The following is a 23,992-nucleotide window of genomic DNA, read 5'->3' as shown; positions in this document are numbered from 1 at the left end:
ATGAGTGCCACAGCGCCGGTCCACGAGGCCCTCGCCGCGCTGCCGCTGGTGGACCATCACTGCCACGGGGTCGTCACCGCCGACCTGGACAGGGACGGCTTCGAGTCCCTGCTCACCGAGGGCGAGCCCTGGCCCGGCATCTCGCCCTTCGACACCCCGGCCGGCGTGGCCGTACGCCGCCACTGCGCACCCCTGCTCGATCTGCCGCGCCACGCCCCCGCCGATGTCTACCTGACCCGGCGCGCGGAGCTCGGCGCACACGAGGTGAACCGCCGGTTCCTGGCCGCCGCCGGAACCGGGACGTTCTGCGTCGACACGGGGTACACCCCGCACCGCATCACCACACCGGCGGAACTGGCGGAGACCGCCGACGCGACCGCGTACGAGGTCGTACGACTGGAAACGGTCGCCGAAGCAGTGATGGCCGAGGGAGTCGAGCCGGACGCCTACGCCACCGCCTTCCGCACGGCCGCCGAGGAAGCCGTGCGACGTCCGGGCGTGGTGGCCGTGAAGTCGGTGGGCGCCTACCGTACCGGCTTCGACCTGGACCCGGCACGCCCCTCGGAGGCGGAGGTCACCGAGGCGGCCCGGCACCGGCCGGCGAACGGCGGCAGGCTGGCCGACCCGGTCCTGGTACGGCACCTGCTGTGGACGGCGGTCGACCTGGGACTCCCCCTCCAGCTGCACACCGGATTCGGCGACAACGACATCCGCCTGCACCGGGTGGACCCCACCCACCTGACGGACTGGCTGCACCTCACCGACGGCACGATCCCCGTCCTGCTCCTGCACTGCTGGCCGTACCTGCGCCAGGCCGCCTACCTGGCAGCGGTCTTCGAGCAGGTGTACCTGGACGTGGGCCTCACCCTGCACCACGTCGGCCCCGCCCGGTCCGGGGCGATCCTGGCGGAGGCGACGGAGATCACCCCGTTCCGCAAGCTGCTGTACAGCTCTGACGCGTATGGTCTGGCCGAGTTCTACCGGCTCGGCGCACTGGCGTTCCGCCGCGGCCTGGGCGACCTGCTCCAGGACCGGGTGGACGCCGACGAACTGAGCCTGCCGGACGCGCTGCGGATCGCGGCGTGGGCGGCCGGCGACAACGCCCGCCGCCTCTACGGATTTCCCTCACCCGACCCCGTCCCGGCCCCTGATCCCGCCCCTGGTCCCGCCCCCGAACGCTGTCAGCCCCGCGACTGAGCGTTCGCAATTCCCGGAAAGTATGATCAAGCAATGTCTGACATGACCGAAACCACGCCCGGCTGGCTGTCCCCCGACGATCTGGAGATGGCGCGCGCCCGCATGCCGATCCTGTACGTCGAGGCCGTGCCCGTGCGCGTCGACGACAGCGGCGAGGTCACCAGCGTCGGCCTCCTGCTGCGCATGGGACCGGACGGAACGGTCAGCCGGACCCTGGTCTCCGGCCGCGTGCTGCACCACGAGCGCGTCCGCGACGCCCTCCTGCGCCACCTGGAGAAGGACCTCGGCCCGGTGGCGCTCCCCCGCGTCCCGACCTCGCTGCAGCCGTTCACCGTGGCGGAGTACTTCCCGACCCAGGGCATCACGCCGTACCACGACCCGCGCCAGCACGCGGTGTCCCTCGCCTACGTCGTCCCGGTCACCGGCGACTGCCGCCCCCGCCAGGACGCCCTCGACCTGGTCTGGTTCAGCCCGCAGGAGGCCCTGTCGCCGGCGGTGCAGAGCGAGATGCCGGGCGGGCACGGGGTGCTGCTGAAGCAGGCGCTGGCGCATGTGGGCTGCGTGATCTGACCGCCGAGGGGGCCGCGGGCATGTCCGTCGTCGTGGTCGGCGCCGGGATCGACGGCGCGTCCGTGGCGCACCACCTGGCGCGCTGTGGAGCGCCGGTGCCCCTGATCGACCGGGCAACCGCACCGGCGCCCGGGGTGACCGGCGGCTCCTTCGCGTGGATCGGGGGCTGGGGCGGTGACTGGCCCGGTGGTGCCGAGGATCTGCGGGGTTCGGTACTGGCGGACTACCGGCGGCTGGAGGCCGCACGTCCTGGACGTACGCGGCTCGATACTCACACCCCTGCCGTACGCCGTGCACGCGGGTGTCGCCGCCTCCGGTGACGCCGGCCTGGCCGCGGTGAGAGTGCGCGACACGGCGAACGCGCGCTGCTGCTCTACGTGGCCGAGCGAGCACGGTCAGCGAGGAGGCGGCGATCGCTGACGCCGAAAGCCTCGGGTAGCTGCCGGCGCGCAGGACGCAGGCCCCCAAGCTGACCTCCAACAACGATTCCGAGTTGTGCGCCCAAACCTTCAGGATCAGCGTCTCCACCTCGGCCAGCCCTGTGGCACTGTTCTGTGCTGCCTCGCGAAGTGCCGCCGGCCACTCCATCCACGAGCTCTTTCAGAGGTGCCGCCCCAGGGTGAGGACTGCTGCGACGATTGGCGGATGCGGGCCGCGGTGAGCCGTGGGCGCGGCCGGGCAGTGCGCGTCCCGGGGGGGAAGCTTCAAGCGGCTACCGGTCGCCCTCGACCCCGGGGAGGGCACCGGATGAACCCACCGGAACGAAACCCGGCGGGCACGGAGCCAGAACCCTGCGTCGCGTCCGAGGACCGGCCCGGGCTCGCCGTCGTGCAGCTCCAGCTGTACCCGCCCGCGCGTGACGACGGCGAACGCGTCGCACCGCTGCGCCGCGACCACCGCGACGCGCGCGCCATCGCGCGGCGCGAGCGTCCCCGCACCGGGCTACTCCGTGCCGTCCGCCGGCAGGCGCTCCGGCAGCCCGAGCCGTGGGAACCGGTCGTCGTGGAACGTGATGATCTCGGCGATCGCCCCACCGGTGACGCGCAGGACGTCGATCGTCAGCGGCAGGTACGCGCCCTCCCCCTTCTGCCATTGGTAGAAGGCGACGGCGGGCTGCCGGTTCACGGAGGTGAGGACGCCGCGCAGGCCCTTCATGCCCTCGAAGCCGCCCTCGACCCAGTCGTTCACCACCGCGTCGCGGCCGACGTACAGGCCCGGCGTGGGCGGCATCGAGCAGCGGATGTCGTCCCGCAGCATCGAGGCGAGCACCGGGATGTCGGTGGCCACGCTGGCGTCGGTATAGCGGCGCACCAGCTCGCGCGTCCCGGCGTCCTGTTCGCCGCCTGTCCAGTCCTGCCGCTCGGCGGGCAGGTGCTCCCGCATACCGGCACGGGCCCGCTGCAGCGCGCTGTTCACGGAGTTGACGGAGTCCCCGAGGACCTCCGCGACGTCCTTCGCCGGCCAGCCGAGCACGTCCCGCAGGATCAGCACGGCCCGCGGGCGCGGCGCGAGGTGCTGGACTGCGACCAGGTACGCCAGCTCGATCGTCTCCCGCGCGACGGCGACGGTCTCCGGCTCGTCCGCGTCGCCCGCGGGCAGCTCGTCGAGCAGCCGGTCCGGGTAGGGCTGCAGCCACAGCACCTCGCCGCCGGTCGCAGGCTCCGGGCGGCACTTGGCGAGCAGGTCCAGGCAGGCGTTGGTGGCGATCCGGTACAGCCAGGCGCGGAACGTCGACCGCCCCTCGAAGGTCTCCCGCCGCCGCCAGGCACGGAGGAACGTCTCCTGCACGGTGTCCTCCGCGTCCTCGAACGACCCGAGCATGCGGTAGCAGTGCACATGCAGCTCCCGCCGGTGCCGCTCCGCCAGCCCCGAGAACGCCGGCTCGTCGATCTCGCCCAGACCGCTTACGCCCAGCTCCTCCAGCCGCGTGTCCGCGCTCATCACGTCATCCTTCCGCCTCGTCGTGTCCCGTCGTAGGTGTGACGGGTGCGGGCGCGAAAACTCATCACTGGGGTCGGTCGGCATGGCTGAGCTTTTCTCACCCTTGGTAGCTCGGGGTTTCGGCGTGGTGGAGAACGAGGATCCCGCGCCGTCGGTGTTTTCCGGAGTAGTGCGGCCTCTGATCGTGCACGCGGTCGATCGGGATCAGCGGGACGTCGCATCCGGCAAGACCCACGTCCCCCTGATCGGACATTCCGACAACGTGTATTCGCTCGCGTTCGGTCCCGACGGACGCAGCCTCGCCATCGGCAGTATCGACCTGACCGCGCCGCTACGGCATGTCGTCCTCCCCGAACCTTCGGCAGCCTCAAGAAGATCTGCAGGCCGTGGACCGCGACCTCACCCCGGAAGCACGGACGGCGTGTCTGCCGGGCCGGGCCGATGGCGCATCGCGTAGCCGGCACCGGACTGCACGGCCGGTCAGAACCGTGACAACGCCTGGCTGGTCGGCGAGCCCCTATCGAGACATATCGAGACACACCCGGCCAACCCGGCACCAGCAACGCACCATCCCCAAGCCAGCGGTCGACACAGCGTGAGCAAGACACCCCGGTCAGAGATCTCAAGGGCCAGACCAGCGCCTTCACTACTCCTTGTACCGGACCTACGACGCAACGCGGTCATCCCGGGGCATCCACTGCGGGTGCCCCGCTCCGTCGGAAGGAGAGATCGCACAGGCAATTGATCACCCGTCCCACTCTCCGGGTAACGTCAAGGTATGAGTCATCCGCACCCCGAACTGAAAGCCGCCCCACCCCTTCCCGAAGGAGGGCTGCGGGTCATCGCCCTGGGCGGCCTGGGTGAGATCGGCCGCAACATGACCGTCTTCGAGCACGCCGGCAAGCTGCTCATCGTCGACTGCGGCGTGCTGTTCCCCGAGGAGACCCAGCCCGGCGTGGACGTGATCCTCCCGGACTTCACCTCGATCCGGGACCGGCTGGACGACATCGTGGCCGTGGTTCTCACCCACGGCCACGAGGACCACATCGGCGGCGTGCCGTACCTGCTGCGCGAGCGGTCCGACATTCCCGTCGTCGGCTCCAAGCTCACGCTGGCCTTTCTGGAGGCCAAACTCAAGGAACACGGCATCCGGCCGCGCACGGTGCGGGTGCGGGAGGGCGACCGGCGCGGCTTCGGGCCCTTCGACTGCGAGTTCGTCGCGGTCAACCACTCCATCCCGGACAGTCTCGCGGTCGCGCTCCGCACCCGGGCCGGGATGGTGCTGCACACCGGCGACTTCAAGATGGACCAGTTCCCTCTCGACGACCGCATTACCGATCTGCGCGCCTTCGCCCGCCTCGGCGAGGAGGGCGTGGACCTGTTCCTCACCGACTCCACCAACGCCGAAGTACCCGGCTTCACCACCTCCGAGCGTGAGCTGAACCCGGCGATCGAACAGGTGATGCGCACCGCGCCGCGCCGGGTCATCGTCTCCAGCTTCGCCAGCCATGTGCACCGCATCCAGCAGGTCCTGGACGCCGCCCACCAGCACGGCCGCAAGGTCGCCTTCGTCGGCCGTTCGATGGTCCGCAACATGGGCATCGCCCGTGACCTGGGCTATCTGAAGGTCCCGTCCGGTCTGGTCGTGAGCACCAAGGAGCTGGAGAAGCTCCCGGACCACAAGATCACTCTGGTGTGCACCGGCTCCCAGGGCGAACCGATGGCCGCGCTGTCACGAATGGCCAACCGCGACCACATGATCCGCATCGGCAAGGGCGACACCGTCCTGCTCGCCAGCTCCCTCATCCCCGGCAACGAGAACGCCATCTACCGGGTGATCAACGGACTCACCCGGTGGGGCGCCCACGTGGTCCACAAGGGCAACGCCAAGGTGCACGTCTCCGGGCATGCCAGCGCCGGCGAACTCGTCTACTGCTACAACATCGTCAAGCCCCGCAACGTCATGCCCGTGCACGGCGAATGGCGCCACCTGCGGGCCAACGCCGACCTCGCCATCCGTACCGGCGTCGACCCCGACCGGGTCGTCATCGCCGAGGACGGCGTCGTCGTCGACCTCGTCGACGGGCGCGCGTCCATCACCGGCAAGGTCCCCGCCGGCAACGTCTACGTGGACGGCATGGAAGTCGGCGGAGCCACCGAAGCCTCGCTGAAGGACCGCCTCACCCTCGCCGCCGAAGGCGTGGTCACGGTGGTGGCGATCGTCGACGCGGACACCGGCGCCCTCGCCGAGGCCCCCGACTTCCTGGCCCGCGGCTTCGTCCACGACGACACCACCTTCGAGGCGGTCATCCCCGTCATCGAGAAGACGCTGGCCAAAGCGGCCGCGGAAGGCGTCGGGGACGCGCACCAACTCGAACAGCTGCTGGCTCGCGCCGTGGCGAACTGGGCGTTCCGCACCCACCGCCGCAAGCCCCTCATCATCCCCGTCATCATCGACGCCTGAGCCACAGCACGGTCCCTGTTCCGGCCCCGGCCCCGCCAGCACCGAGGTCGGGCAGGGGAATCAGCAGCCACCCCGGAATGCCGGGGTGGCAGCGCACTCCACACACGGGCCTTCCGGGACCCAGAGCGTCATGGCCGATCAGTCCCAACCTCACGAAGTGGTCGGTCGCTCGGCCACAGACATGTCGAGAGCGCACTTCGTTGTGGTCACCGCAGGCGTGACACCCAATGACATTCGCCGCCCATGACGATGGTCTTCGGATGGCAGAGGAGCGATGGACCAAGCGCTCCTCGTGCCCTGCGGGGTAGGCAACACGCCTGCGCCGCTGCGAGCAGCCTGGCTACCGCCATGGCAAGCACGCGACGGCTGCGGAGGGTGCGGGCGTTTGCAGAGAGCACCCTCGAAGACCGCATCACCGCGGCGTTGACCGACTGGCGCGGTGAACTCGACAGCCGGTTCGGCGAGATGAACAGCCCACACACCCACGCCAACCCATCACTCACCGTGGAGGACCGGTGCCTGCTACCGCGCCGGCCGATCATCTGGCGCTTGAGTATCTTGATCCGGTTGACCTGCCCTTCGGCAACACATGAGTCCCAGGCCAGCGATGACGGCGTCGCGGTCGCGGTCGATGCCCGCGGCGAGGGTTGAAGGCTCGACAGATCGTCCTGCCCGCTCCTCCTCGCCGCAGGCCTGCTGGCCTTCCGCCCTTGGCGCGACCACCTCACCCACCCCTGCGGGCATGTCCAACTCCGCCTGGTCCGGGACGGGTCGGGATACGCATACGACTCGAAACCGGGCCACGAGGACTGGTGGCCCCGCGGCTTGCGGGTATGCACCTATCTGGCGCGACGGGCAAAGCGTTGCGACCGGCAACGAGCACAGCCTCTGTCACCCGATGTGCCACTACACTGCGCCTGGCACCACAGGACACACACAGCAACTGGCCGAGATTGAACGGGGAGTGGCATGGCTACGGGGGGATGGGGCCCGGGAAACGGCCCGGGTCAGCCTGGCGGCAACGGACCGGGAGGCCAGGGCGGCTGGGGCGCTACCTACGGACCACCGCAGGGCACCCCGTACGGTCCGCCACCACCGCATCCGGGCCCGTACCCGTACCCGAACCAGCCTCCGTACCCCTATGGCCCCCAGCCCACGATGCCCGCCGCCCGGCGCCGCCGCGGCTGCCTGTCGTTCGGCGCTCCCTTCGGGCTCGTCGGCGCGATCCTGCGCTCCGCGCACCGCGTTGCCACCAGGCTCTTCGTGCAGGAGGGCGACGGCCGGATCGAGGACCGCACCGTGGACCGCGTCCAGCTGGCCCGCACGGTGCTCGGTGCCGCCGCCACCATCGCCCTGATCCTCGCCTACAACGTGGACCCGAACCGCTGGAAGGACGCGGCGGCCGGCGGTGCCGCCCAACTCATCGTCGCCCCGTTCGTGCTGATCATCGCCGCGCCCCTGGTCATCATGGGATTCATCTACTACGCGCCCCCGCACCTGCGGCCGCATCTGCGCTCCCGGCTGCGCGCTCCGCTCAAAGCGGTCGGCTGGTACGTGCTGGCGTTGGTCGTCATCGGCGGAACCCTCGTCCTGACGGCCCGGACCGTCAACGCCGACGACGGGAAGAGCTGGTGGGAGTACGTACTGGCCGTCGCCTCGCTGATCGTAATCGTGTGGGGCTTTCCCTTCTTCTTCATGGCGTCGCTGTATTCGGCCCGCAGTGCCTTCAACAGCGCCCAGGTCCACCCGATGCTGCCGCCCATCCTCACCCTGACCCTGGTGTGGGTGTTCGCGGCCTTCAGCCTGATCGGCGACGGCATGCCGAAGGGCCCACCCATCGTCCAGTTCTGCTCCACGCTGGGTGGACCGCTGTCGGTGACCGCCGTCTCGCTGTGGGAACTGCGCCGGATGAAGACCCGTTTCGGCGTCGCCCTGCGCGCCTGATCCGGCTTCGGCGGGCCCCATCCAAGGCGACGCGCGGACCTTCGGTAAAGGGGTGTGAGGGTTCGCCGACGGTCCGCGGGAGTCAGGTGTATAGGCGTGGAGCCTCGCATCGTGTGTTCGTGACTCGCGTGTGACAGAACAGGCGATGCAGAACCCCCGCTGGCGCGGGTCAGCCGGGGGTTCTGCCACGTGTGGAGTCGGGGTTCGCCGGGTGGCCTTGGGGTCTGCCAGGGAGCGGATGCGATCGGGATGCACCCCAGGAAGTCGATGGTCGGGTCGAGCATCGCGGATGTGCATGCTGGGCGGGGGGACGCGCCGTACCGGACGGCGGACCCCTCGTCCCGTCAGTCGCTTCTCGTCACTGCGACCCTGCGGACACCAGCGTCGCGGTGATGGGTTCGAGCTCGGTGACCAGCTCGTCGCGCTCGGCGGGAGAGAGGGCGTCGTACAGCCAGGGGGAAGTGGCTCCGCTCTTCGGTAATCGATCATTGCCCGGATTCCCTTTTCCGGGTCGGGCAGCTGATCAACGGCCTTGCTGCCCAACCCGGTTGGTGGTCCCTGCGGTCGCTGCCGAGTGCGTACGGGCGGATGTGCGCCGCTTGGTCATGGCCCGCAGCCACAGCGCGAAGTCACGGACCTCGGCGGATGTGGCCCGGTCCCACTCGACTTGGATCACCCGCAACCAACGCCACCAACGCAGCAGATCGAAGGCACAGTCGCGAACGCTGCCCGGCCGGTTGTCCCGACCGACGAAGTCGACGAGGAGGCGGTGAATCGGCTGCACCGCCATCCCCGCTTCGTCGTCGCGCTCCTTCGTCGCTCGGATGCGCGACGTGTACCGACTATGCCCTCATTGATCCCTGGCCCCGCACCGCGACGAGGGCGGCGCGCCGGGCCGCGGTCAGGCGCCCGCGACGCCACCAGGCCCAGGCCGGGCGGGGCATGCGCCTACATGCGTCGCGGAGCCGACGCCGTACGAGGAACTGGTGGTCGGCATGGCCTGGGTGCCGCTGTCGTGATCGGCCGAAGGCGGAGTGAAAGTGACGTCCAGGCGGGTGGGGCCACGGAAGTTGAGGCTGCGCTGCCACTGCTGCGGCTCGGTGCTGTCGAGTTGCAGGCCGGGGAGGCGGGTGAGGAGTGCCTCCAGGACGATCGCGCCCTCCAGGCGGGCCAGCGCGGCGCCGAGGCAGAAGTGCGGGCCGTGCCCGAACGCCATGTGGCGTCCGCCGGGCCGCTCGAAGTCCAGCACATGGGGATCGGGAAACACGGCCGGATCGCGGTTGGCGGCGCCGCAAACCAGGAGCACCGTCTGCCCTTCGGAGACAGTGCGGCCCGCCAGGTCCAGATCGTGCCGCGCCTGGCGCAGCATCAGCTGTACCGGGGCGTCGTAGCACAGGAGTTCCTCGACCGCGGCAGGCATCAGCTCGGGGCGGCGGCGCAGCTGGTCGGCCGCGTGCGGGTGGCGGAGCAGGGCGAGTGTGGCGTTGCCGATGAAGTGGGTGGTGGTCTCGTGACCGGCGATCAGGAGCAGGGCGCAGTTGGCGAGGAGTTCGTCGAGGTCCTGGTCGGTGTTCCCGGCCTGTTCGGTCACCAGGGCGCGCAAGGTATGGGAGGCCGGTGGGGTGTCGTATCGGGTGAGAAGCTCGCGGAAGTAGGCGAGCATGTCCGTCATACTCTGCGAGGCCTCGCGGTTGCGGTCGGCGTCGAGCCGGGAGTTGCCTATGGCTTCGGCGATCGGCTCGGACCAGGAGGCGAGGGCGGGGCGGTCCTGCTGCGGTACGTCGAGGAGGTCGCAGATGATGGTGAGAGGCAGGGGGCGGGCGAGGTCCGCGACGATGTCCATCCGCCCGGTCGACGCCGCGTGGGTGATGATCCGGTCGACGGCTTCGAGGATCCGGGCGCGAAGTGTCTCCACCGCCCGAGGGGTGAAGGCCCTGCTGATCAGGGCCCGTAGCCGGGGGTGGTCGGGGGCGTCGCTGTAGAGCATCTGCCGGCTCAGGACCCGGGCCAACGGCCGCAGTTCCTCGGGGACGGCCTCGATGTCCGGACAGCGCACCGAAGACAGCCTCGGGTCACCCGCGGCTTTGCTGACCACCGCGTGCCCGGTCGCGATCCACGCGCCCATGGTGCGGTCCCAGAAGAAGTCGTCGGTGCTCCTCAGCTCTTCGGGACTTGGGGCCGAAAGGCCCGCAACAGCGAGGGGGAGTGCGCACCGGCCCATGCTAGGCGGTCTGCGCATCCGGGCCGGGTCCAGGGGTTCCTGGCCGGAGGGCTTCTGAGGGCTTCTGCCACCGGCAGATGATCGACGCGGTCCGCTATGTGGCCGACAACGGCGTCAAGTGGGCCAGCCTGCCCGCGGACTTCCCGCGAAGAAGGTGGGCGGCCGCAAGCGACACCTGGTGGTGGACTGCCTCGGCCTTGGCCTCGGTCTGGTCGTGGCTGTGACCGCGGCGGGCGTGCGGGACCGCGAGGCCGCCGTCCCGCTGCTGGAGCGGCTGCGAAGGACGGACTTCTCCATCCGCCTGGTGGGGGCGGACGGCGGCCATGCCGGGCGCTTGGTCGACTGGGCGGTCGAGAAACCGCAGCTCACCTCGACATCGTCAAACGGTGGTGGAAGGAACGCTGAGCTGGCTGATGCGCTCACGTCGTCTGGCGCGCGACTACGAGACCCTGCCCGCCATGCACGAGGCCATGGTGCTGTGGTGCGGCACGGACGGTCATGTGGCTCAGGTGTGGAGCGGAGGATGTCTGGGGGCGAGGACGCCCTCCGCGCCCGGGCCGAGGGCGTGCGATGGGCCTCGGTGCGACCAGGGAGTGCCGCACCGCGCCGTTCCGTCACAGGGCGACGAGCTGCCACTGCTGGTTGGTGCCGGTACCGACGGGCCACTGGATGACACGGGCGTTGTCGGCCGTGGAGCCGTCTGCGACGTCCGCGCACCAGCCGTTGCCGACGTTGACGAGCCGGTAGTAGGCGCCGCCCGCGTCGACGAGCTTCCACCGCTGATTGTCGCCGCCCGTGTCCTGCCACTGGACGAGCTGGGTGCCCTGGGCGGAGCCGCCGGGGCTGGCGAGGACCTTGCCGCTATGGCGGGCGGCGAGGCGGAAGGAGCCGTCGGCGTTGGGCAGGAACCGCCACTGCTGGTTGAGGGCGCCCGACGAGGTGTACTGGATGATCTTCCCTCCGTCGGCGGTGCCGGCGCCGGAGACGTCCAGAGCCTTGCCGCTGCGCCGGTTGACCAGCCGGAACCAGCCGCTGAGCAGGGAGACGGTGATGTCCGTGCGCTGCCCGGCGGCCAGCGTGACCTTGCGCGCGTGGGTGCCCAGGGACGAGGAGGCCACGGTCGCGGACGTGGTCACCGATGTCATGCCGCGGCGGCTGATGAGGGTGAAGTCCTGGTTGACGGCGGAGGTGACGGACAGGGTGGCGGTGCGGGCGGACAGGTCCCAGCTGAAGGTGTGGATACGGATGCGGCCGCGTGCCCGTACGCCGGTGATGGAGCCCTTGGCGAGTTGGTCGGGCAGGGCCGGCAGGATCTCCAGGACGCCGGGGCGGGAGTAGATCAGGGACTCGGCGAGTACGCCGGGGAGGGCGTGGGCGGCGTCGGCGTTGTAGATGTCGAGGTTCGGGTTGTGGGAGGTCATCAGCGACCTGAAGACCATGTTGTTGCCGATGATCTTCTTCAGGTTGTCGTAGACCTTGCCGCCGTCCTTCAGCCGGGCGCCGGCCAGGGCGCGGTGGAGGCTGCCGTGGGCGGAGATGTTCTGGTCGCCGCGCTTCTCCAGGGCCTTGAGCGCCGGGCGGACGAGCGAGGGCTCCTCCTCGGGGTTGATCTCGTGCAGCGGCCAGGCGCCGTACAGGTGCTGGATGTGCCGGTGGTTGTAGCGGTCGGTCAGAGTGGGCCAGGACCATTCGGCGAGCGCGCCGTCGCCGTTGACGCGGTAGTCGGGGATCTTGTGCAGCAGTGCGGTCCAGCGGGCGACTCCCTGGCCGCTGCCCTGTTCGACGCCGAGGGTGTTGGCTGCGTCGATGGCGGCCTGCAGGGCGTGCTTGCCGGCCATGATGTCGCCGGTGGCGTTGATCGACAGGCACACGCCGGTGTTGCCGGGTGAGTTCTCCATGGAGAAGGACGGCACGAAGACCGCCTTGCCGCCCGAGTCGGTGCGCGTGAGGAAGTCCTCGTAGAACAGGGCCAGTTCCATCAGGGCGGGGCCGAGCTTGTCGCGCAGGAAGGTCTCGTCGCCGGTGACCTCGTAGTACTCGAGCAACGGCTGGAGCAGCCAGTCGGCACCGCCGGTCCAACAGTGGCCCGGGAACGAGCTGTTGTTGAAGTGGAGCATGTGGCCGTACTCGCCGTCGGTGCGGGACGGGGCCAGGAAGCCGCGGGCGCCGTAGAGGTTGGTGGCGTTGGTGCGCCAGTCGTCGAGCTGGTCGAGGATCAGGCTGAAGTAGCCCTGCATGAGGTCGGTGGTGTCGAGGATGTTGCCGCCCGCGACCTGGAGGTTGACGTTGGCGTCGGTGGTGAAGTCGTCGGCCCAGGCACCGTTCCAGGAGCCCGTCCAGATGCCGGTGAGCCGGGGCGGCAGGACGCCGCTGGAGCTGACGAAGAGGTAACGGCCGGAGTCGTAGAGGCGCTCCAGCAGGGCGAGGTCGATGACGCTCCGGTCCGCGTTCTGGCGGGCTATCAGCTCGCTGACGGAGAGCTTGCGGTCGGCGTCGGAGACGTTCAGGTCGAGGCGGGAGCGGTCGTAGAGCCCGGTGTGGAGGGCGGTGTGCGCGGAGCGCAGCGTCGTGTAGTCGGTGCCGAGCGCGGCCAACTGGGCGTGCAGCGGCTCCGAGTTCCAGGCCGTGGAGGTTTCGTAGCGGTCCAGTTTGGTCAGCAGGATCACCCTGGTCGCCCTCGCCACCACGATGGTGGAGCCGCTGACGCTTACGGAGGCCCCCGATCCCGTGGCGACGACCCGGGTGACTCCCTCGTAGCCGAAGGCGCCCTGCCCGGACGGGTAGGTGCCGCGCAGGTTCAGGTATCCGGATCCGTTGCTCGTGGTGGCGCGCGTGGTGAAACCGATGCTGCTCGGCACCCCGTCGAGCGCGGTGTTGACGCTCAGGGTGGTGTCGACCGTGCGGCCGGGCGCGGGGATCAGCTCGTGGACGATCACGTTGTCGGCGCGGGAGACGAAGGCCCTGCGGGTCCAGGCGCCGTACTGGTCGGTCCAGCTGGAGCTGACCTCGCCGGTGCGGAAGTCGTTGACCCGGCCGTAGTCGTTGACGGTGGTCATGCCCGGGGTGGCGATGCGCAGTTCGTACGCGGGGTGGTAGGTCTGCGTCCAGCGCAGTGACCACCCGGAGGCGAAGTCGCTGTTGGCGCCGGCGTAGTCCCCGGCAAGTGCCTTGTCGCGTACGCCCTCCAGGCGGCCGGAGATCACTGGTGGCTTCACGGTGCGGGTGCCGTTCGGCAGCACCAGCCGGTGGTGGTTGAAGACCACCTTCTCCAGCGTCGCCGCCCCGTGGAGGATGGCTCCGTACTCGCCGTTGCCGGTGAGGAAGCCGTCGGTCCAGGAGGAGGCCTGAGAGGTGTCGTAGATGCCGCGGTCGGGGACGGTGATCTGCGGCGGGACGGCGGCCGCGGCCTTGCCCGAGAGGAAACCGCCGGGGAGGGCGGCCGCTCCTGCGGTCAGTGCGGCAGCGGTCAGAAAGCGTCTGCGATCCGTGGAGTGGTCCATTGCGCAAACTCCTTTGTCTGCGGAGGGCTGTGCGGAAGGCGGGAGTTGCAATGCCCCCGTAGGGGACGTGCCCCGGCGGCCCGCTCGATGGCGGGCTCGCCGGGGCACGCGGTCAGGAGAAGGTCCAGGTCTCGGAGTTGGCGCTCGCGCTGCCGCCGAGTTCTTGGTCCACCGCCGCTCCCTGGGTGGTCGAGCCCGCGACGCCGATGTGCAGGCCGCTGCCGACGCCCACCAGCATGTAGTTGCTGCCGGTGTAGCTGCCGGTCAGGTCGAGGGCCCACTGCTGGTTGGTCCCGCCGTTGCAGGTCCACTGGTGCAACTGGACGCCGGTGGCGGTCGACCTGCTCGGGACGTCCAGGCACAGCCCGCTCTTGACGCTCTTGAGCGTGTAGATGTTGTCCGCCACCCGCTTGAGGGTCCACTGCTGGTTCGTACTGCCGTTGGACGTCCACTGGATGATCTTGGCGCCGGTCGCGGTGGAGCCGCTGGAGACGTCCATCAGCATCGAGCTGCCGAGGTTCTTCACCGTGTGGACCCCCTCCGACGGGATCCCGCTGCCGGCCGTCCACGTGCCCGCGTCCACGTCGAGGGACCAGGTCGGGTACTGACCGAGGTTCACCGTCGTGCCCCGGATGGTCAGCGGCAGCCAGATCAGCTTCGAAGCGCCCAGGTTGGAGGTGTCCCAGCGGTCACCGGCGTAGATGTACGTGGTGCCCGCGGTGCCCTGGACGGTGATGACGTTCGCCGTCTGGCTGCCGTAGGTGTTGGTGCCGGGAGCCGCGAAGTTCCGGAACGCCGACCACGGCCCGCTCAGTGACGTGGCGGTGGCGTAGACGTTGTCGTTCAGCCTCCAGCCCGTCAGGTGGGAGCCGAAGACGTAGTACATGCCGTTGATCTTCACCATGGCAGGCGACTCGACGCTGCCGCTGCTCCCGCCGCTGCCCAGCACCGCCACCGCGCTGTCCACGGAGAGGTAGTCGGCGGACAGCTTGTAGATGCGCAGGCCGTTGTTGCGGTCCTCGCTCAGCAGATAGCCGGTGCCGTCGGTGTCCTGGAACAGGCCGATGTCCCGGCTGAGGTTGCCCTGCGGCCGGAAGCTTCCCCGGTAGGTGTACGGGCCGCACGGGGTGCTGCTGGTGGCCACGCCGACTCGCGCGTCGGAGTAGTTCATGCTGTCGATGTGCATGTACATCACATACGTGCTGGTCGACTCGTTGTAGATGACCTTCGGCCGCTCCACGATGCGGCTCGGGCCCAGGTCACCGCTGGCCTGCAGGCTCAGGGCCTGACCCTGGTAGGTCCAGTTCGCCAGGTCGGTCGAGGTGTAGCAGGGGATGTCCTGGAACGACGTGTCCGTCGACGACCTGCCGGTCTTGTCCTCGCCGAAGCCGTACCAGGTGCTGCCCACCTTGATGATGCCCAGGCCGTGCAACTGCAGTGCGTTGCCGTTCTGGTCGGTCCGGTCGGCACCCGTCGTGAACGTCACCGAGGCCGCCTGTGCCTGCGTGGCGGGCACGAGCAGGGTGGCGAGGCCGCCGAGCAGGGTCAGGAGCGTGATGAGCGTGGTCCGCCATCGGGCGCGCGGTGGCGGTGTGCGGTGCGATGTGGTGTCGGGCATGGTGTCACCTCTTCGTTGAGGTCCGGGGATGGTGCGGGGGCGCGGGTCGAGCGGTGGGAGGGGGGTCCTGGGGCCGCTCAGGGGGCGAGCGGGATGGTGATGGTGTTCCAGGACATCGGCGGCAGCAGGGCGCTGAGCCGTCCGCCGTCCGTGACCGTGCCGGTCACCTGCTTCGGCGTCACACGGTCCTGGTGCTGGAGCGTGTTGGCCGCGTGGCGGTCGGGGTCGGCCAGGGCGGTGTGCGTCACCTGCCCGGCCACCGGGCTGAACGCCCGCAGGTCGGCGGTGAGTTCGAGCGGCCTCGTGGTGTCCCGGTTGACGGCGAAGACGGTGAGCGTCCCGTCCTCCTGGCGGACGGCGGTCGCGTGCAGCAGGGGCACCTCGCCGTAACGGGCGGTGTCGTGGACGGGAGTGTCCAGGGCGAGCCGGAGCACCTGGCCGCCACCGTGGCGGGCCGCGTCGGCGAAGGGATAGAAGATGGTCTGCCGCCAGGCCGGGCCGCCGGGCTCGGTCATGATGGGGGCGATGACGTTCACCAGCTGGGCGAGGCAGGCCGAGGTGACGCGGTCGCAGTGGCGCAGCAGGGTGATCAGCAGGCTGCCGACCACGACGGCGTCGGTGACGTTGTAGACGTCCTCGAGCTGGCGCGGGGCCACGCTCCAGTCCGGGGTGTCGGTGTTGTTGACCGGCCGGCTCTGGTACCAGACGTTCCACTCGTCGAAGGAGAGGTTGATCCGCTTGCCGGAGTGGCGTTTGGCCCCGATGTGGTCGGCGGTGGCGACCACCCCGTCGATGAATGCCTCCATGTCGGCGGCCGAGGCGAGGAAGCTGTCGACGTCGCCGTCGCTCTCCTCGTAGTAGGCGTGGCAGGAGATGAAGTCGACGAGGTCGTACGTATGTTCCAGGACCGTCGCCTCCCACGCGCCGAAGGTCGGCATGGAACGGTTGGAGCTTCCGCAGGCGACCAGTTCCAGACCCGGGTCGACGTCGCGCATGGCCTTGGCGGTGACGGCGGCGAGGCGGCCGTACTCGTCGGCGCTCTTGTGACCGAGCTGCCAGGGGCCGTCCATCTCGTTGCCCAGGCACCACAGCCGGATGCCGTGCGGCTTGTCCACGCCGTGCGAGCGGCGCAGCTCGGAGAAGGCCGTGCCGTCGGGGTGGTTGGTGTACTCCAGCAGGTCGAGTGCCTCCTGCAGGCCACGGGTGCCGAGGTTGACGGCCTGCATCGGCTCGGCGTCGGCCTTGGCCGCGAAGCGCATGAACTCGTTCAGCCCGAACTGGTTCGTCTCGACGGTCCGCCAGGCGCCGTCGAGCCGGCGGGGCCGCTCCTCCACCGGGCCGACTCCGTCTTCCCAGCGGTAGCCGGAGACGAAGTTGCCCCCGGGGTAGCGGACCATGGTGACGCCCAGTTCCCGGATGAGGGCCAGGACGTCGGTGCGCAGTCCGTCCTCATCGGCGCTCGGGTGGTCCGGTTCGAAGACGCCGGTGTAGACGCAGCGCCCGAGATGCTCGACGAAGGATCCGAACAGCCTCGGATTCACCTCGCCGACGGTGAAGTTGGGGTCCAGATGTAGGGCCCCTGCGAGCGGCGGGTGGCTAGCGGGGTTGGGCATGGGTCACTCCGGAATGGATCGATGCGAAGAGTGGCGTTCTCTACGGTTGTGGCGTTCTGTGCGGTTGCCGGGGCGCTCTGCGGTCAGCCCTTGATGCCGGTGTGCGCGACGCCTTCGACCAGGTAGCGCTGCAGGAAGAGGAAGACGAGCACCAGCGGCAGGATGGACACGGAGGCGGCGAGGAACAGCTCGTGGATGTTGACGGTCTGCGCGGTGGTGAAGGTCGACAGGGCCACCTGCACCGTCCAGCTGGACTGGTCCTGGCCGATGACCAGCGGCCACAGGAAGGCGTTCCAGTTGGTGATGAAGGTGATCACCGCGATCGCTGAGAAGAAGCCGGTGGAGTTGGGGACGACGATCCGCCAGTACGTGCCCCAGCTGCCGAGACCGTCGATCCGGGCGGCCTCCTCCAGTTCCTTGGGGAAGCCGAGGAAGTACTGCCGGAAGAGGAAGGCGGTGAAGCCGCTGAACAGGCCGGGCACGATGAGGCCTTGCAGGCTGGAGACCCAGCCCAGTGACGACACGAGGACGAAGCTGGGTACGAAGGTGACCGCGCTGGGGATCATGAGGGTGGCCAGCACCGCGTAGAAGATCTTGTTGGCGTGCCGGTACGGGACGCGGGCCAGCGCGTAGCCGGCCAGGGAGCAGACCAGCAGCTGCCCGGCGGTGCCGAGCACCCCGACGACGAGGGAGTTCCACATGCTGCGCGCCATGGGTACCGCGGGGTCGTTGAACAGCTCGGGGATGTTCTCCCAGTGCAGCACGGTCGGGAAGAACTTCCAGTTCGCCCCGGTGATGTCGGCGTCGGTGGCCAGGCTGTTGCGGATCAGCAGGTAGAAGGGGACCAGAAACAGCAGCGCCACGACGACGGCGACGGTGTAGAGGGCGACGCTGCCGGCCCGTTCGCTCACTGTGCGTGGACGGCCGCGGACATGGGTGGTGGAGGAGGTGGCCATCAGCGGTCCGCCTTTCCGAAGCCGAAGATCCTGCCCTGCAGCAGCGTCACCATCGTGATGAGTGCCGACAGCACCAGCGCCCCGGCGCTGCCGTGGCCGAAGTCCTGACCCTGTCCGAGGGCCGTGTAGTAGAGGTAGACCAACGGCGGCCGCGCGTAGGGGGTGTTGGGCAGCAGGTTGTAGAACTCGTCGAACGCCTGGTACGCCGCGATCAGCATGAGGAGCACCACGGCGACCGAGGTGGTGCGCAGCTGCGGCAGGGTGATGTGCCGGAAGGTCTGCCAGCCGGGTCGGGCGCCGTCCGTCCAGGCCGCTTCGTACAGTTCCTTGGGGATCTGCTGGAGGGCGGCCAGGAAGAGGATCATGTAGAAGCCCAGCTGGAGCCAGAGCCGCAGGGTGACCAGCACCATCCAGTACCAGGGCGGGGAGACGGTGCCGATCCAGGCGATGGGTTCGATCCCGAACCAGCCCAGGACGGTGTTGGCGAGACCGAAGCGCACCCCGTTGAAGATCGACAGCTTCCACACCATCGAGGCCACGACGTAGGAGCACGCGGTGGGTATGAAGAACACCGAACGGAAGAAGGCGCGGGCGACGCTGATGCGGTGGACGAGCAGCGCGAGCGCCAGAGCCAGGACGTAGGTGAGCGGGACGACGATCAGCGCGAAGAGCGTGAAGGTCCACAGGCTGTCGGTGAACGGCCCTTCGGTGAGGATGTCCGCGTAGTTGTCCAGGCCGACGAACTTCGTCGGGGCGACCGTGTTCTGGGCCTGGAAGAGGCTCAGGTAGAAGCTCCAGCCGACCGGCACGTAGACGAACAGCAGGAGACCGGCCAGGAAGGGACCCGCGAAGAGCCAGAAGGTGCGGGTGCTGCCTCGCACCCCGTGCCCGTCATGTCTCGCCTTCGCTTTCGCCTTCGCCGCCGGGCCGGGTGGCGCGGTGGCGCCGGGACGGGCGCCACCGGTGGTGGTGGTCGTCATGCTTGTCAGCGCCCCTCAGGCGATCTTCTTGAGTTCGGCCTCGACTCGGGTGCGGGCCTTGGCCACCTCGGACTCGGGGTTCTTTCCGCTGACCACGGCGTTGTTCACCATGTCCTGGGAAATCGTCATCATGGCCTGGGTCCAGTACGGGTCGTCGTAGTGCCCGTTGGTCCCGAAGAGCTTCACCGCCTCGGCGGCGGTGCCGCTCTGCAGCTTGGTGGCCTTCGCCGCCAGGCTCTTGCGCGGGGGGATGTGGAAGCCGTAGGAGGTGCACCAGTCCTCCTGGAGCTTCGTCTGCTCGATCCACAGCCACTTCACGAACGCCTTGGCCGCGTCGACGTCCTTGGCCTTGGCGCTCACGTAGGTGGACCAGCCGCCGTTGTAGACCACGGGGCGGCCGGTGCTGCCGATACCGGGCAGGGGGACGATGCCGAAGTCGTCGCCCAGTGCCTTCTGGATGCCGGGCATCGCCCACAAGCCGCACCACTGCATCGCCGTCAGGCCCTGGATGAACGCCGACGGGTCGAACCAGTCGGTGGGGGCGCCGAGTAGCAGCGTCTTGCTCGTGTAGAGCTCGCGCATCTTCTTCAGGCCCTCGACCGTCGCCGGGGTGTCGAAGGCGACCTTGTGGTCGGCGGTCAGCAGTTCACTGCCGGTGGCCCAGACCAGGGGACTGGCCAGGATGTCGCTGCCGGCCTTCAGGCCGAGGTACAGGCCCTTGACCCCGCCCTTGTCGAGCTTGCGGGAGGCGTCTATCAGCTCGTCGAAGGTGGTCGGGGGCTGGACGCCCGCCTTCTCCAGCAGGCTCTTGCGGTAGTACAGGAACTGCGGATCGTCGATCATGCGGATGCCGTAGACCTTGCCGTCAACCGAGTTGGCGGCCAGGTCCTTGTCCGTGAAGTCGGACTTCACGTCCGCGATGATGTCGTCCAGCGGCACGATCTGCCCGGACTTGGCCATCTGGACGTCGGGGTGGAACTCGAAGACGTCGGGGCCGTTGCTGGAGACCAGGCCGCTGGAGAGCTTGGAGGCGTAGTCACCGGGGATCCACTGCACCGACACGTCTGCCTTGGTGTACGCCTTCGCGTACCGCAGCGCCGCCTGCTGGGTGCCCGCCTCGCCGTACTGGTGGTACCACTGGCTGATCGCCTTACCGCCGGTGGAGCCGCCGCGACCGGTGTTCCCGCCGCACGCGGCGAGGAATCCCGCCGCCGCCACGGTGCCGGAGGCGCGTAGGAACGACCTGCGGCCGAACGGTGTGCTGTGGTTCTGCTCAGGGGACATGGCCACCTCTGCTGTGAAGTACGGGTGTGCGTCCGGCCCTTGGGGACGGGGCCGAGACTGCGGGTGATGACGCTGTGGACGGCCGCGGAGTGCGGCCGGCATGAGCGCGACGCGAAGCCCGCGGGGTGGGGGCGCGCAATCGGAGGGGGAACTTCCTGCCGCTGACGGGTTGCAGCGAGCGGAGCGAGACGCAGGTTATGCGCGCTACACCCCTTCGTCAACAAGCCAGAAAAAGTCTGTGCACGGCAGTTCCAACGGCGTGCAGCGCGTGGATACGATCAGGCGCCCCAGCCGCATCGAGCACAGGACGACGTCGTTGAAGCGGACGTACCAGGACATTCGCCGGACCAACCGTTTCGCGGTGATGCGGCATCTCATCGCCTCGGCGCCCGTCGTCAGGCGCGACATCGCCGCAGCCACGGGCCTGTCGGTGGCCACCGCCTCCGACATCGTCAGCGAGTTGCACGAGCTGGGGCTGCTGGCCGAGATCGGACAACAGGCTTCGGGAGGCGGACGCCCGCGAAACCTTCTCGCCCCCGCCATCGAGGGCCCCCGGCTCATCGGCATCGACATCGCCGAGACCTACGTCCACGTCGAGGTCTTCGATCCCGCTCTGCGGGTTCTGGCCAGAGCCGAGTACGAACTGCACCCGCACGCCAACTCGCCGGACTATGTCGTGGACCGCATCGTCCGCGGCATCGACGACGCGATCGCGCAGGCCCAGGTGGAGCGCGGCAGGATTCTCGGGATCGGCGTCAGCATTCCCGGCCAGGTACGGCCGGACGGCACGGCCTCCGTCTTCGCCCCGAACTGGCAGTGGAACGACGTCCCACTGCTGGCCCTGCTCACCGATCGGGTCCCTGATGTGCCGGTCATCCTCGACAACCCGCTGCGTGCGAGCACCGTCGCCGAACTGTGGTTCGGTGCCGCCCGCGGCCACGACGACGTCGCCGTCCTCACCCTGGGAACCGGCGTCGGCGCGGGCCTGGCCGTCCAGGGGGCGCTCTACCGCGGGGCCACGAACACGGCCGGTGAATGGGGCCACACCAACCTCGTCATCGACGGCCGCGAGTGCCGCCGCGGATGCGTCGGATGCGTGGAGACCTACGTGGGCGCACCCGGCATCATGCAGCACCTCGCGGAGACCGACCCGGACAGCCCGCTCCTGCACCCCGACGACCAGACGGCGACCATCAACGCCCTGGCCGCCGCCCACGCGGCCGGCGACCCCGCCGCACAGCAGGTGATCGCCACGACCGGCCGCTACCTCGGCATCGCCATCGCCAACCTGATCAACCTGTGCAACCCGCAGATCATCGTGCTCACCGGCTGGGTCGCCGACAGCCTGGGAAGCGCCGTCCTGCCGCACCTGCGCGCCACCGCCGCCCGCTACGCACTCGCCGAACCCTGGGAAGGCACCAAGATCAGTCTCTGCCCCATCGACCGCAACCCGGTCAGTCTCGGCGCGGCGACTCTCGTCCTCGAAGGATTCCTGTCCTGACCCTCCCGCTGTGAACGGCTCCAGCGCCAGGACGGAACTCCTGGGCGCGCCCAACTGCGCCTGCTATCAGAAACGTTGAACCTTGTTTGTCTGTATTCACATCGAAATGCATGCAATAGAGAGGTGTACGAGTCATGGCAGATTCAGCGAGCCGCGCCCTACCTGAACAGCCGTCGACCGGCGCCCCGGGACGGCTCTCACGGCGTGGACTCCTCAGAGGCGCCGCCGTCACCATGGGAGCCGCGGCGCTGGGTGCCGGCGCCGCCGGGACGGCCGCGGCGGCCGACGCCTCGGTCACCGCGACGGCCCCCGACGGCAGCAACACCATCACGATGTCGCTGACTTCGGGCGCACTCAGCTGGTCGGCCAAGCGCAGAGGCGTGACGGTGGTCGACACTTCGGCTCTCGGCCTCAAGCTGAGCGACGGGACGGTGCTCGGCGCCGCCGGCACGGTGATCACCAACTACCAGCACTGGACCATCGACAACACCTGGACTCCGGTGTACGGCCGCAACGCGACCGTCCGCGACCGGTACCAGGAGATGCGCTGGAACCTCCAGGACACCGCCTCGCTGATCAACTTCAGCGTCCAGATCCGCGCCTACCCGACGGGCGTCGCCTTCCGGTACGTGCTGCTCGGCAAGGGCACCGCCACGGTCGCCGACGAGCTGACCACGTTCGTCTTCCCCGACAGCACCCTGGTCTACAGCGCGCGTGACGAGGACCCCTACAACCCGGTCGCGCCAGGCTCGATCCCCTCCACGGGCACCTCGACCACGGACACCGGCCCGCTGACCGACCTGCCGCTGACCGCCACCTACGCCGGCGGCAGCCTGATCGCCTGCATCTGCGAATCCTCCCGTCTCAACTTCCCGCGGCTGATGCTCAGCTCCATGCCCGGGCAGCCGGGCACCCTCGCCGCCTACCTGATGGAGCACACCGCCCGCGGTTCGGGCACCGTCCAGACGACCTCGACGGTCACCACGCCGTTCGCCACGCCCTGGCGGGCGGTAGTGACCGGCTCCACCCACGCCGAACTGGTCGACAACGCCGAGCTGGTGCTCAACCTGGCCCCCGCGAGCGCGTTGGCCGACACCTCGTGGATCAAGCCCGGCAAGGCCTTCCGTGTACAGCTGACCACCGCCGCCGGGATGGCGGGCGTCGACTTCGCCGTGGCTCGCGGCCTGCAGTACATCGAGTACGACGGCGGATGGTACGGCGACGCCGACCACAGCACCGACGCGACGAAGCCGATACCGGACATCGACCTGCCCTCGGTCATCTCCTACGCCACGAGCAAGGGCATCGACGTCATCCTCTACGTCGACCGCAGAGCGGCGGGCAACCCCGACAGCCTGTTCGGCCTCTACAAGAGCTGGGGCGTCGCGGGCGTCAAGCTCGGGTTCATCAACGACGGCACCCAGGCGATGACGAACCAGATCACGAACTGGGTCAGGACGGCGGCCAAGTACAAGCTGCTGATCGACCTGCACGACGACGTGCGGCCGTTCGGCTACGAGCGCACCTACCCGAACTGGATCAGCCTGGAGGGCGTGCGCGGCAACGAGCGCTTCCCGACCGCGACCCACAACGTGACCCTGCCGTTCGCCCGCAACATCGGCGGGCCGCTGGACTACACCATCTGCTACGGCCAGTCGCGGGACCGGACCACCAACGTCCACCAGATGGCCATGGCGGCGGTCTTCTACCAGCCGCTGAACTTCCTGTACTGGTACGACTCACCGTCCAAGTTCGCCAACACGTCCAACTGGCCGGGGCTGCCATGGTTCGACGCCATCCCCACCACCTGGGACGAGAGCCACGCCCTCGCCGGATCGATCGGCCAGTACGCCGCCGTCGCCCGCCGCCACGGCGACACCTGGTTCCTCGGGGCGATGACCAACGAGACGTCCCGGACCCTGTCACTCCCGCTGACGTTCCTGGGCGGCGGGTCCTACACGGCGACCGTCTACGCCGACGGCACCCCGGGCACCAGCCCCTACCAGACGCCGGTCGTGGTCAGCACCCGGACGGTCACCTCGGCCACCACGCTGGACGTGGCGATGGCTCCCGCGGGCGGCCAGGCGATCATCCTCAAGCCGAGCTGACGCGACGGACGCGGGTTCAGTCGGTGCCCTCTCCCGCCGCTGTCCATAGGACATGCCAGGCCTGCCGCGGCCTCGATCCGTTCGTATCTGTTCTC

20 protein-coding genes are annotated in these 23,992 nt (G+C 69.3%); 11 read left to right on the top strand and 9 right to left on the bottom strand.

The genetic code is table 11. The features are described from left to right. Genes AB5J49_RS41645 through AB5J49_RS41635 form a run of 3 tightly spaced genes read left to right on the top strand, consistent with a single transcriptional unit; the run spans position 1 to position 2,087 of the window. Positions 1-1,197 (top strand): amidohydrolase family protein, encoded by a 1,197-nt coding sequence (locus AB5J49_RS41645; RefSeq protein WP_369174061.1) that lies wholly within the window; start codon positions 1-3, stop codon positions 1,195-1,197. A 42-nt stretch (positions 1,198-1,239) separates the two neighbouring features. Beyond that, positions 1,240-1,767: an NUDIX hydrolase family protein gene (locus AB5J49_RS41640; protein ID WP_369175439.1), complete on the top strand. Its 528-nt coding sequence runs from the start codon at positions 1,240-1,242 to the stop codon at positions 1,765-1,767. Between the two features lie 20 nt (positions 1,768-1,787). After that, positions 1,788-2,087, top strand: coding sequence for an FAD-dependent oxidoreductase (locus AB5J49_RS41635; protein ID WP_369174060.1), 300 nt, complete (start codon positions 1,788-1,790; stop codon positions 2,085-2,087). A gap of 622 nt (positions 2,088-2,709) precedes the next feature. On the opposite strand, the gene AB5J49_RS41630 is transcribed toward AB5J49_RS41635, so the two are convergent. After that, a complete protein-coding gene (locus tag AB5J49_RS41630; RefSeq protein WP_369174059.1) occupies positions 2,710-3,708 on the bottom strand; it encodes an RNA polymerase subunit sigma-70 in 999 nt (332 codons plus the stop codon). Positions 3,709-3,832: 124 nt separating this feature from the next. Between AB5J49_RS41630 and AB5J49_RS41625 the strand changes: the two genes are divergently transcribed. From AB5J49_RS41625 to AB5J49_RS41610, 4 genes are all read left to right on the top strand, one after another. Continuing rightward, positions 3,833-4,165, top strand: a complete 333-nt coding sequence (locus AB5J49_RS41625; protein WP_369174058.1) for a hypothetical protein — start codon at positions 3,833-3,835, stop codon at positions 4,163-4,165. A 321-nt stretch (positions 4,166-4,486) separates the two neighbouring features. Further along, positions 4,487-6,172, top strand: a complete 1,686-nt coding sequence (locus AB5J49_RS41620) for a ribonuclease J (protein ID WP_369174057.1) — start codon at positions 4,487-4,489, stop codon at positions 6,170-6,172. 348 nt (positions 6,173-6,520) lie between these two features. After that, the gene (locus AB5J49_RS41615; RefSeq protein ID WP_369174056.1) at positions 6,521-6,823 is read left to right on the top strand and encodes a hypothetical protein; all 303 of its coding nucleotides are present in this window, start codon (positions 6,521-6,523) and stop codon (positions 6,821-6,823) included. 507 nt (positions 6,824-7,330) lie between these two features. Further along, positions 7,331-8,116 (top strand): hypothetical protein, encoded by a 786-nt coding sequence (locus tag AB5J49_RS41610; RefSeq protein ID WP_369174055.1) that lies wholly within the window; start codon positions 7,331-7,333, stop codon positions 8,114-8,116. A 523-nt stretch (positions 8,117-8,639) separates the two neighbouring features. On the opposite strand, the gene AB5J49_RS41605 is transcribed toward AB5J49_RS41610, so the two are convergent. Then, positions 8,640-8,906, bottom strand: a complete 267-nt coding sequence (locus AB5J49_RS41605) for a site-specific integrase (protein ID WP_369174054.1) — start codon at positions 8,904-8,906, stop codon at positions 8,640-8,642. A 111-nt stretch (positions 8,907-9,017) separates the two neighbouring features. Beyond that, entirely contained in the window at positions 9,018-10,241 is a 1,224-nt protein-coding gene (locus AB5J49_RS41600; RefSeq protein ID WP_369174053.1) for a cytochrome P450, read from the bottom strand. Positions 10,242-10,414: 173 nt separating this feature from the next. Here AB5J49_RS41600 and AB5J49_RS41595 point away from each other — a divergent pair, with 173 nt between their 5' ends. Continuing rightward, positions 10,415-10,561 carry a hypothetical protein gene (locus AB5J49_RS41595; RefSeq protein ID WP_369175507.1) on the top strand — a complete coding sequence of 49 codons (147 nt, stop codon included), beginning with the start codon at positions 10,415-10,417 and terminating at the stop codon, positions 10,559-10,561. Then, a complete protein-coding gene (locus AB5J49_RS41590) occupies positions 10,492-11,010 on the top strand; it encodes a hypothetical protein (RefSeq protein ID WP_369174052.1) in 519 nt (172 codons plus the stop codon). Before AB5J49_RS41595 ends, AB5J49_RS41590 begins: the two co-directional genes overlap by 70 nt. Here the strand turns inward: AB5J49_RS41590 and AB5J49_RS41585 are convergent. The 6 genes from AB5J49_RS41585 to AB5J49_RS41560 form a co-directional block, all read right to left on the bottom strand. Next, positions 10,952-13,837: an RICIN domain-containing protein gene (locus tag AB5J49_RS41585; protein ID WP_369174051.1), complete on the bottom strand. Its 2,886-nt coding sequence runs from the start codon at positions 13,835-13,837 to the stop codon at positions 10,952-10,954. The two genes, AB5J49_RS41590 and AB5J49_RS41585, sit on opposite strands and share 59 nt — an antisense overlap. Before the next feature lie 112 nt (positions 13,838-13,949). Continuing rightward, positions 13,950-15,455 carry an RICIN domain-containing protein gene (locus tag AB5J49_RS41580; RefSeq protein WP_369174050.1) on the bottom strand — a complete coding sequence of 502 codons (1,506 nt, stop codon included), beginning with the start codon at positions 15,453-15,455 and terminating at the stop codon, positions 13,950-13,952. A 77-nt stretch (positions 15,456-15,532) separates the two neighbouring features. After that, the gene (locus AB5J49_RS41575) at positions 15,533-17,068 is read right to left on the bottom strand and encodes an alpha-N-arabinofuranosidase (protein ID WP_369174049.1); all 1,536 of its coding nucleotides are present in this window, start codon (positions 17,066-17,068) and stop codon (positions 15,533-15,535) included. An 83-nt stretch (positions 17,069-17,151) separates the two neighbouring features. Then, entirely contained in the window at positions 17,152-18,024 is an 873-nt protein-coding gene (locus AB5J49_RS41570; RefSeq protein WP_369174048.1) for a carbohydrate ABC transporter permease, read from the bottom strand. Next, entirely contained in the window at positions 18,024-19,004 is a 981-nt protein-coding gene (locus AB5J49_RS41565; RefSeq protein ID WP_369174047.1) for a carbohydrate ABC transporter permease, read from the bottom strand. The genes AB5J49_RS41570 and AB5J49_RS41565 overlap by 1 nt, the downstream gene beginning before the upstream one ends. 15 nt (positions 19,005-19,019) lie before the next feature. After that, the gene (locus tag AB5J49_RS41560; RefSeq protein ID WP_369174046.1) at positions 19,020-20,288 is read right to left on the bottom strand and encodes an ABC transporter substrate-binding protein; all 1,269 of its coding nucleotides are present in this window, start codon (positions 20,286-20,288) and stop codon (positions 19,020-19,022) included. A gap of 268 nt (positions 20,289-20,556) precedes the next feature. Here AB5J49_RS41560 and AB5J49_RS41555 point away from each other — a divergent pair, with 268 nt between their 5' ends. Then, positions 20,557-21,789, top strand: a complete 1,233-nt coding sequence (locus AB5J49_RS41555; protein ID WP_369174045.1) for an ROK family protein — start codon at positions 20,557-20,559, stop codon at positions 21,787-21,789. A 134-nt stretch (positions 21,790-21,923) separates the two neighbouring features. Continuing rightward, positions 21,924-23,897, top strand: a complete 1,974-nt coding sequence (locus AB5J49_RS41550) for a glycoside hydrolase family 97 catalytic domain-containing protein (protein ID WP_369174044.1) — start codon at positions 21,924-21,926, stop codon at positions 23,895-23,897. Positions 23,898-23,992 lie beyond the last annotated feature (95 nt).

Origin of the sequence: Streptomyces sp. R28, from assembly GCF_041052385.1 — a bacterium.
Lineage (GTDB): Bacteria > Actinomycetota > Actinomycetes > Streptomycetales > Streptomycetaceae > Streptomyces.
This window is presented reverse-complemented; position numbering and strand designations above follow the sequence as displayed.